The sequence below is a fragment of the Rhodococcus sp. BUPNP1 genome, assembly GCF_002215235.1.
Taxonomy (GTDB): Bacteria; Actinomycetota; Actinomycetes; order Mycobacteriales; family Mycobacteriaceae; genus Rhodococcus.
On sequence record NZ_NERM01000006.1, the window covers coordinates 80,866 to 91,348 of the forward strand.

The following is a 10,483-nucleotide window of genomic DNA, read 5'->3' on the forward strand; positions in this document are numbered from 1 at the left end:
CTTTCGATGTGTGCAGGCGGGTTGCGCTCTATCGAGCGGTGCCCGTCAGTTCTCTCGCGGCGACGACGACCTGCACCGTGTCCTGCCAGATCCGCGCGATCTCGGCGAGCGTGTCCGCATCGACCACGTCCGCTGCGGCGGCGAACTCGCATTCCAGAACCGCGCCGTCCGGGGTGTCCTCGGTGATCGCGTCCACCTGCAGGACGTGGTCGAGCGGCATGTCCGGATCCACCGACCCGCCGATCGCGGCGGCGCCCGGTGCGCCCGACCACGGGCTGCCGGATGCCTCGCCGAGCGTGAGCCGGCCGAGGTAGTTGAAGACGACGGCCGGCGGCACGTACCGGGCGAAGCGGTGGCCGAAGTCCGGGTTCAGTCGACGCAGCAGGCCGAAGCCGATGCCGTTGTCGGGTCGTTCCCGCGACGCGCGTGCCACCGCGCGCAGCGCCGCGCCCGCGGCGTCGGTGTCCCGGGACGCGGACGCCACGTCGACCTCCGACAGATCCACCGTCACCGGATACATCGACGTGAACCAGCCGACGGTGCGCGACAGGTCGGCACCGGGGACCACCTGCTCCTCGCGGCCGTGTCCCTCGAGGTCGATGCGGACCTGGTCGCCGCCCCGGACCGATGCCACCGCGACGGCGAGGGCCGAGAGCAGGATGTCGTCGACGACGTCCGCGGCCAGGACCCGTTCGGTGACGTCGACGGGCAGGTGCACGCGGGTCGACCGGGTCGAGAAGACGGTGTCGCGTGCCGGGTCGAGCGGGCGCGAACCGAGCATCGGTTCGTCGGCGTCGACGGCGCGCTGCCAGGCCGACCACGACGCGGTGATCCGCTCCGAGCGGGCGGCCTTCGCGAGTTCGTCCGCCCACACCCGGAAGGGTGTGCCGCTCGACGACAGGGTCACCGACTCTCCACGCTCGGCCTGTTCGACGGCGTCGGCGAGGTCGGGGACGAGGATCCGCCACGACACGCCGTCCACCACGAGGTGGTTCACGACGATCAGGACGCGTCCGGCCTGCTGCGGCCCGAAGTCGAACCACACGACCTGCACCATCATCCCGTTCTCGGGATCGAGTGCCGCGTAGGCGTTCTCACGTTCCTCGTCGAACAACTCGTCCCAGTCCCGGCCCGTGGCGTCGACGCGTCGCACGGACCCGGTGAGGTCGGGCACGGTCTCGGGGACCGTCCACGACGGCCGGCCTTCGTCGTCGACCCGGAAGGCCGAGCGCAGCATCGGATGGGCGGTCACGAGCGCCTCGATCGCGGTCCGCAGGGTGTCGAGCGTGAGCCCGACCGGCGCGACGAGCAGTCGCGCCTGCGAGAACCGGGACAGACCCGTCCACTGTTCGAGGGTGTCCCACACGATCGGCGTGACGGTCACCTCGCCCGTAGCGTCGCCGACGGCTGCCGGACGGGTCTGCCCGCTGACGCTGTCGATCGCAGCCGCGAGTGCCTCGACGGTGCGCAGTTCGATCACCTGACGGGTCGTGATCCACAGTCCTTCTGCCCGGACCTTCGACACGAGCTGGATCGAGACGATCGAGTCGCCGCCGAGGGAGAAGAAGTCGTCGTCGATGCCCACCCGTTCGAGTCCGAGCACGTCCGCGACGAGTCCGGCCAGGACCCGCTCGGTGCCGGTGCGCGGTGCACTGGTGCCGACCAGCGACGAGAAGTCCGGTTCGGGCAACGCCTTCCGGTCGACCTTGCCGTTGGCGGTGACGGGGAAGGTGTCGAGCACGAGCACCACGGCGGGCACCATGTAGTCGGGCAGGCGCTCGGCGACGGTGGCACGAACGACCGCCGGATCGACGTCGCCGTCCGGGGTCACGTAGCCGACCAGACGCGTCACTCCACGAGTGTCGGTGTGCGCGTTCACGACCGCGACCCGCACGCCACGCACCGCGGTCAGCGCGGCCTCCACCTCGCCGAGTTCGACCCGGAAGCCGCGGATCTTGACCTGGTCGTCGCCGCGCCCGAGGAATTCGAGCACGGGCCGGCCGTCGGCACCGCGGACCCGCCGGACGAGGTCGCCGGTGCGGTACATGCGACTGCCGTCGTCGGCGAAGGGATTCGGCACGAACCGGACCGTCGTGAGGTCGGGCCGGCCGAGATATCCGCGGGCGACGCCGGCACCGGAGACGTACAGTTCGCCGACCACCCCCATCGGCACGGGCCGGAGCATCGCGTCGAGGACGTAGGCGCCGGCACCGTGTACCGCCCGGCCGAGGCACGGTGTGTCCGCATCGGTGACCGACCCGATGAGCGAGTCCACGGTGCATTCGGTGGGGCCGTAGAGGTTGAAGGCCCGCCCGTCCGTGAGCTCCCGCAGTCGCTGCCACGACGCCGGATTGACGGCCTCGCCACCGAATCCCACGGAGGCGGGGCGGTGTCCGCTTTCGTACAGTCCCGCCGCGAGCATGCGGTCGAGGAAGGACGGGGTGACCTCGAGGAAGTCGAGTTCGTGTTCGAGCGTGTACGCGACCATCCGTTCGGGATCACGCATGGTGTCCTCGTCGAAGACGTGCACCGTGTGTCCGTCGAGCAACCACAGGGTCGGCTGCCACGAGGCGTCGAAACCGAACGACCATGCGTGCCCGACGCCGACGGAGTCGCGTCCGGCGGCCGCGACGGTCGGGACGTAGAGATCCGCGCGGTGGCTCTCGAACAGGTTGAGCAGGTTCGCGTGCGTGATCGCGACACCCTTCGGCAGCCCCGTCGAACCGGACGTGTAGATGACGTACACGCCGTTGTGCGGGCGCAGCGCACCGCGCCGGTCGGCGTCCGTCAGTGGGGCGGTGGAGAATCCGTCGAGCGGCAGGTCGGGATCGTCGAGCACCACGATCCGCATGTCACCGGCGACGGGTGCGATGCCGTCGAGAACCGAAGCTACCGTGACGATCACCTGCGGACGCGAATCGGACACCATGTGCGCCAGTCGATCCTGTGGATAGGACGGATCCATCGGTACGTACACGCCACCCGACGAGATCGCCGCCGCGATCGCGACGACCATGTGCTCGGACCGCGGCAACGCGAGCCCCACGACCGTCTCCGGCCCGACCCCGGCGTCGACGAGAAGCCGCGCGAGTTGCGCGGATCGCCCGCCCAGTTCCGCGAACGACAGTGTCGTGCCGTCGGCGACCACCGCGGGTGCGTGCGGGGTACGTGCGATCTGCCGTGCCAGGAGATCGGCGACGGTCGCCGCTCCGCTCGACGGTGCCGCGGGGGTCGTCGACCACTCGCTGCGCAGACCGGCGCGTTCGGCGGCCGTGAGCACATCGAGTTGCGCCACGGTGCCGGGCTTCTCGGTGACGAGCTGATCGAGGATGCGAACGAGCCTCTCCCCCAGTGCGGTGGCGTCGTCCTGGGTGAACAGATCGGTCCGGTATTCGAGGCCGAGATGCAGTTCGTCCTCCAGTCCCGCGACCAGCACGAGCGGGAAATTCGTGGCGTCCGAGCCTCCGACGGAGCCGACCCGCACGCCACCGTCCCGCTGCGCCGCGCCGAGGGCGTCGCGGTCGACGGGATAGTTCTCGAAGACGAGCAGGGTGTCGAACAGTTCGCCGACCCCGACGGCACGCTGGATGTCGGCGAGACCCACGTACTGGTGGTCCATCACACGGTTCTGTGTGGCGTGCGTGCGCGTGACGAGATCGGTGATCGACTCCTCCGCCTGCGTGCGGACGCGCACCGGGACGGTGTTGATGAACAGGCCGATCATCGATTCCACGCCCGGCACGTCGGGGACGCGCCCGGAGACGATCGCACCGAAGACGACATCGGTTCTGCCGGTGATCGATCCGACGAGAAGACCCCAGGCGGTCCGGACGAGTCCGTTGACCGTGACGCCCTGTGCGCGGCTCGCCTCGACGAGTCGCCGCGACAATCCGTCCGGCACGGCGAGCGTCAGTTCGGCGGGGAACTCCGGTCGCAGCGCCGTGCCGGACGGCGCGACGAGGGTGGGTTCGTCCACACCGTCGAGCAACTCGCGCCACACCTCGACACCGGCCGCGACGTCCTGTTCGCCGAGCCAGTCGAGGTAGTCCGAGAACGGCGCGACGGGTGCGAGTCCGGCGGCGGATCCGCCGGCGGCGTAGATCTGCAGGAGTTCCTGCACGAGCAGCGGGGTGGACCAGCCGTCGGAGACGAGGTGGTGCATCGTGAACAGCAGTCGCGCGCGCGACGGTCCCGCGACCACCAGCGTGAAGCGCACCAGCGGTGCGGCCGAGAGATCGAACCTGCGGTCGCGGTCGGTGGCGAGCAGTTCCGCCACCCGCGTGTCGAGTTCGCCGGGCTCGACGTCCCCGAGATCGACGACCTCCCAGCGCGGTTCGGCGGTACGACGGACGACGCCGATCGGTTCGCCCGCTGCGCCGAGTCGATATCCGGTGCGCAGCACGGCGTGCCGATCGACGAGTGCACGCACCGAGCGCTGCATCGTTCGGGCGTCGACGCGACCGTCGAGGGCGAGGTCGGTCTGCATCGTGTAGACATCGACACCCTCGGCGACACTGCCCGATCCCGACGGCTCGTCCAGTCCGGCCAGGAAGTACATGCCGCGCTGCAGGGGGGTCAGCGGCACGACGTCCTCGATGCCGTCCGGATTCTCGGCGTGCAGCACGAGCACCTCGTCGACGGACAGCCCGGACGCGGTGAGCATCGACGGCACGGGGGCACCGGCAACGCCATCTGCGACCGTGTCGGTGAGGAGGCGCAGTGCCGCGAGCCAGCGTTGCCCGATCCGGCGGGTGCGATCGGCGTCGAGCGCACCGGTGGCGTAGGTGAACACCGCCGACAGCGCAGGTCCGTCCGGTCCGTCCTCCGTGATGGCGTTGACGTCGAGGACGTGGTCGAGGGGCATGGCCGGGTCGACGGAACCGCCGAGCGCGGCCACCTCCGGTGCGGCCGACCACGCGGCGTCGGCGGTGTCGCCGAGGGTCATGCGGCCGAGGTAGTTGAACATCACCTCCGGGGCCCGGTAGCCGGCGAAGCGGTCGCGGTCGTCGCCGAGGAAGCGCAGGAGACCGAATCCGATTCCGTTGTCGGGGATCCGCTTCAGCGACTCGGTCGCGTGGGCGACGGCCCGGAGCGGATCATCGCCGTCGAGCGCACGGTCTCCACCGAGTTCGACCGTCACGGGGTACAGGGAGGTGAACCATCCCACGGTGCGCGACAGGTCGGCGCCGGGCACGACCTGTTCTTCGCGGCCGTGACCCTCGAGATGCACTCGCACGGCGGATCCGCCGCAGACGTCGGTGACGGCGAGTGCGAGGGCTGCGAGCAGCACGTCGCCGGTGCCGATACCGAGGGCGGACGGCACGGTGGTGAGGATGCGTTCGGTGACGTCGATCGGCACGTCGATCTCGACGGACGCCGAGGTCGACACGATGTCGCGCTGTGGGTCCAGGGCGCGGCTTCCCACCGCGGGCGCACTCTCGGCGGCGACCGCCGATTCCCATATCGGCCACGATCCGGTGATCCGCTCGGACGAAGCCGCTTCGACGAGCGATTCCGCCCACTCCCGGAAGGACGTCCCGGTGTCCTCCGGCGCGGGTGTCTCCCCGCGGGTGGCCGCGGAGACGGCACCGGCGAGGTCGGGCACCAGGATCCGCCACGACACGCCGTCGACGACGAGGTGGTGCGCGACGACGACGATGCGTCCGGCCTGCTGTGGTCCCGGGTCGAGGAAAACCACGCGGAGCATGACCCCGGCTTCGGGGTCGAGTGCGTGGACGGCGTCCGACGACGCTTCGGCGATGATGTCGTTCCACGAAATTTGTTCTGTAGTCGAGAGATCCACTCGCCGGACGAGCGTCGCGGCCTCCGGGGTGTCCTCGGGCACGATCCACGACGGCCGGGAGTCGCCGACGGTGAACCGCGAGCGCAGCATCGGGTGGGCCGCGAGCAGCGCCCGCACGCCCGTGACGAGATCCGCCTCCCGCAGACCGACGGGGGCGACGAGCGTCCGGGACTGGGTGAATCGGCGCAGCGAGTCGAACGATCCGGATGCGAGGGATTCGTGCACGATCGGCGTGACGGGCACCGGACCGGTCGCCGCCGTCCGGGCTCGCCGGGGTTCCTCGGCGGGTGCCTCGCACGCTGCGGCGAGTGCGGCTGCGGTGCGCAGTTCGAAGACCTGACGGGCCGTCACGCGCAGCCCGGCCGCGCGCACGCGCGACACCAGCTGGATGGAGACGATCGAATCGCCGCCGAGGGTGAAGAAGTCGTCGTGGACACCCACGCGGTCGAGACCGAGGACGTCTGCGATGGTGGCGCACAGCGTCCGCTCGGTCTCGGTGCGCGGTTCGCCGGCACCTGCGAGGGACGAGAAGTCGGGTTCGGGCAACGCCTTCCGGTCGACCTTGCCGTTGGCCGTGACCGGAAGGGCGGGAAGAGCGACGAGCACGGCCGGCACCATGTAGTCCGGCAGTCGGTCGGCGAGCGCGGTCCGCACCTCGGCGGTGTCGGGTCCGTCGCCGACGATGTACCCGACGAGGCGGGTGGTCCCCCGGTCGTCGGTGTGCGCGACCACCACGGCGTTCCGCACGGCCGGATGCGCGGTGAGCGCGGTCTCGATCTCGCCGGTTTCCACTCGGAATCCTCGGATCTTGACCTGGTCGTCGTCGCGGCCGACGTATTCGAGTGTGCCGTCGTCCGTCCAGCGCACGACGTCGCCGGTGCGGTACATGCGGGCACCCGCCGGCCCGTGCGGATCGGCGACGAAGCGTGCCGCGGTCAGGTCGTGCCGGTCGAGATAGCCTCGGGTGACGCCGTTTCCGGAGACGTACAGTTCACCGGCCACTCCGATGGGCACGGGACGCAGCCAGTGATCCAGGACCCGCACGCTCGTCCCGGGGGTGGGACCGCCGATCGTCACGGTGTCCCCGGTGATGCGTGCGGAGGTCGCGTCGACGGTGCATTCGGTGGGTCCGTAGCAGTTCGTCGCCATCACGTCGCTCGCGGCGAGGCGCTGCCACAGGGCGGTGCTCACCGCTTCGCCGCCCACGGTGACGGTCGCGGGGACGTGCCCGCCGGGTTCGAGGAGACCGGCGTCGAGCAGGCGGTTCATGAGCACGGGCACGGTGTCGACGTAGTCGATGCCGTGGGTGCGCACGTAGTCGACGATGTGGTCGACGTCGGCGCGGTACTCGTCGGGAAGAACGTGCAGCACATGGCCTTCGAAGAGCCAGGTGAGCGCAGCGACCGCCGAGTCGAAGGCGAACGGGTAGGTGAGCAGGACGTGCCACTGCCCGTCGCGCGGCGCACGACCGGCGGCCTGCATGGGCCCGGCGGCCTGTGCGGCGTGCAGGTCGGCGAGATTGGCGTGCGTGACGGCCACGCCCTTCGGCAGGCCCGTGGAACCGGAGGTGTAGACGACGTAGGCCAGATGACCGGGACGGAGCGGAGCGCGCCGGTCCGCATCCGTGAGCGGAGCGGACGACAACGCCGACAGTGCGGACTCGACGTCCGGGGCGTCGAGGACCAGCACATCGGCCCCGTCGAGCACGTCGCCGAGGCTCGCGCGCACGGCTTCGGTGGTGATCACCAGTCGCGGTGCGGCGTCGGTGATCATGTGCTTCAGCCGGTCGGCGGGATAGGACGGGTCGAGCGGCAGGTAGGCGCCTCCGGAGGTGAGGACGGCGACGATCGCGTCGACCATGGCGCCGGTCCGGGGAAGCGCGAGACCGACCCGCTCGTCGGGCCGCACGCCGCGGTCGACGAGCAGTCTCGCCAGTCGTGCCGAGGCCGCGCCGAGTTCACCGAAGGACGATTCCTGCTCACCACACACCACTGCGGGTCGGTCGGTGCCGGTGGTGAACCGGTGCGCGAGCAGGTCGGCGACGGTGCCGCTCGACGGCACCGCGGGTGCGGTGGACCAGGTACCCAGTACGCGTTCCCGTTCCGAGGACGGCAGGACGTCGAGGTCGGCGACAGGCGCATCGGGTCGGGTACACAGGGCCTCGAGGATCGCGACGAGGCGGGCACCCAGGGCGGCGGCCTCGTCCGCGTCGATCAGCGACGGACGGTGGTCGAGCTTGACGACGAGCCGGTCGGACATGCCGGCCGTGAGGACCAGCGGATAGTTGGTGGCGTCGCGTCCGTCGACGCCGGTGATCGTCACTCCCCCGGCGCGCTGGGCTCGCTCGAGGGCGTCGCGGTCGACGGGGTAGCTCTCGAACACGGTGAGGGTGTCGAACAGTTCACCGATCCCGACGGCGCGCTGCACGTCGGACAGGCCCAGATACTGGTGGTCGACGGTGCGCGACTGCTCGAGCTGTACGCGTCGCATCAGGTCGGTGACGGTCGCGGCGGGATCGAGCCGCACCCGCACCGGCACGGTGTTGATGAACAGCCCGACCATCGATTCCACGCCGACGAGTTCCGGCGGGCGGCCGGAGACCGTCGCGCCGAAGACGATGTCGTCGCGGCCGAGCAGACCGGACAGGAGCATCGCCCACGCGGTCTGCAGCACCGTGTTGAGGGTGACCCCGCTTGCGCGGGTGAGCTCCGCGAGTTTCGCGCCGAGCCCGTCGGGGACCGGCACGTCGAGTTCGCCGCAGCGTTCCGACGAGCGGGTCGCGCCCGGCGGTGCCACGAGCGACGGTTCGCTCACACCGTCGAGCGCCTCGCGCCACAGCGACCGGGCGGCCTCGTGGTCCTGGCGCCCGAGCCATGCGAGGTAGTCGCGGTAGGGGCGTACGGACGGCAGACCCGACGCCGATCCCCCGGCGGCGTAGATCTCGAGCAGCTCGCGTACCAGGATCGGGGACGACCAGCCGTCGACGACGATGTGGTGGGCGGTGAGCAGCAGGCGCACCTCGTCGGCGCCGAACCGCACGAAGGTCCAGCGCACGAGCGGCGGTTGCGTGAGGTCGAACCAGTCGTGCAGGTCGTCCTTGACGATCTGCTCGAGCCGGCGTTCCGCCTCGGCGCGTTCGAGACCCGACAGATCCTCGCTACGCCAGGGATTCTCCACGCCCGACACGACGAGACCCGCCGTACGGCCGTCCTTTCGGGGACGGAAGCACGTGCGCAGCGCCGGATGACGGTCGAGCAGCGCCTGGGCGGAGGCCGCCATCCGCCCCTCGTCGACCGCGCCCGACAGCCGTATCACCGATTGCACGGTGTAGGCGTCGGGGTCGCCCGTACCCGTGTCGTCGGATACCGAGCCGGTCGGTGCCGCAACGGTACTCAGGTAGAGCAGGCCCTGTTGCAGCGGCGAGAGCGGAACGATGTCTTCGAGCGCAGTGGAACGGGTCATCTGTCGCTTTCGTTGTAAGACGGTCAATTCGGGCACGAACGACGAACGGCCCCCGCGTCGGGACGTCGGGGGCCGTTCGGTCGGTGGTGCGGGACGGGCCCGCAGCGGCGACTACTCCTGGTTCTGGTTCGCAGGAAGCTTCGCCAACTCGGCATCGATGGAATCGAGTGCCAGCAGAGCGGTTTCGTAGGTCGCTGCACTGGAGTGCCTGACGGCGACGAGGTTGCCGGCCTTCACTGCGGGCAGATCCTGCCACAGCGGGGAGGCGAACAGTTCCTCCAGCTCGGGCGGCAGCGAACCGTCGGCCTCGACACCGTAGACGATCACGTCGGCCTCGCCGAGGTTCTCGGGCAGCTGCTCGACCGACAGGTACTCGGAGTGAACCTCTTCGGGATCGGTCGGCTCACCGTAGAAGTCGAGTCCGAGATCGTCGAACAGGTTGGTGGTGTACGACGAGGCGTACTCGCGGGAGAACTCACCGGGCTCGGTACCGCACACACCGCAGACGCCGGCGAACTTCAGGCCCCCGAGCGAGCCGGCGTACTTGTCGGCGATCTCGGCGGCGCGAGTCTCGTACTCCTCCTTGAACTCCCCGTAGGAGTCGCTGACGTTCGCGGCATCGGCGTACTGCTCACCGAGTTCACGCCACTCGCCCGGAACCGTGAGTCCGACGAAGACCACCGGGGCGAGCGCCTCGAGCTTGGCCACGTCGACCTGCTCCTGCACGCGGGCCGGGACGCCCATGATGATGAGGTCGGGATCGGCGGCGGTGACGGCCTCGTAGTTGAGTTCCGAGACGGCACCGTCGGGAGCGACCTTCGGCAGCGCCTCGTAGGCGGCGAGGGTTTCCTCGTCCATGTTGTCGAGCTCGCGGCTCCACTCGCACACGGCGGCCAGATTCGCGCCGGCCTGGATGAGCGGGAGGGTCGCGTAGCCGCAGGACACGATCCGCTGCGGGTCGGCCGGGATCTCGATGCTGCCGTTCTGCGCTTCGAAGGTGCGCGTCGCGGCGGAGTCGGTGCCGCTCTCCGCGCTGCTGCTGTCGCCGTCGCTCGAACATCCCACAAGTCCGACGGCCAGCAGAGCTGCCGCGCCGAGCGCCGCGGCGCCCCGCGCGCGCTTGCGTTCCAGAACGCGCATCGTTGTACTCCCAGAGTCTCTCGCCGGGGCGCGTTGCCCCGGTCACGATTGGTTAGGCTAACCGAAAGAGACCGCCCC

The 10,483-nt window shown here is 70.3% G+C and carries 2 protein-coding genes; both read right to left on the minus strand.

Annotated features, from left to right (window positions below; all coding sequences use genetic code 11):
* Positions 1-28 precede the first annotated feature (28 nt).
* Entirely contained in the window at positions 29-9,265 is a 9,237-nt protein-coding gene (locus tag B9C99_RS08005) for a non-ribosomal peptide synthetase (RefSeq protein WP_088897507.1), read from the minus strand.
* A 111-nt stretch (positions 9,266-9,376) separates the two neighbouring features.
* Positions 9,377-10,405 carry an ABC transporter substrate-binding protein gene (locus B9C99_RS08010; RefSeq protein ID WP_016694768.1) on the minus strand — a complete coding sequence of 343 codons (1,029 nt, stop codon included), beginning with the start codon at positions 10,403-10,405 and terminating at the stop codon, positions 9,377-9,379.
* Positions 10,406-10,483 lie beyond the last annotated feature (78 nt).

Bases quoted from the DNA above. Each gene is read 5' to 3' on its own strand.
- B9C99_RS08005 (WP_088897507.1), bottom strand. From the start codon at position 9,265: ATGACCCGTTCCACTGCGCTCGAAGACATCGTTCCGCTCTCGCCGCTG.
- B9C99_RS08010 (WP_016694768.1), bottom strand. From the start codon at position 10,405: ATGCGCGTTCTGGAACGCAAGCGCGCGCGGGGCGCCGCGGCGCTCGGC.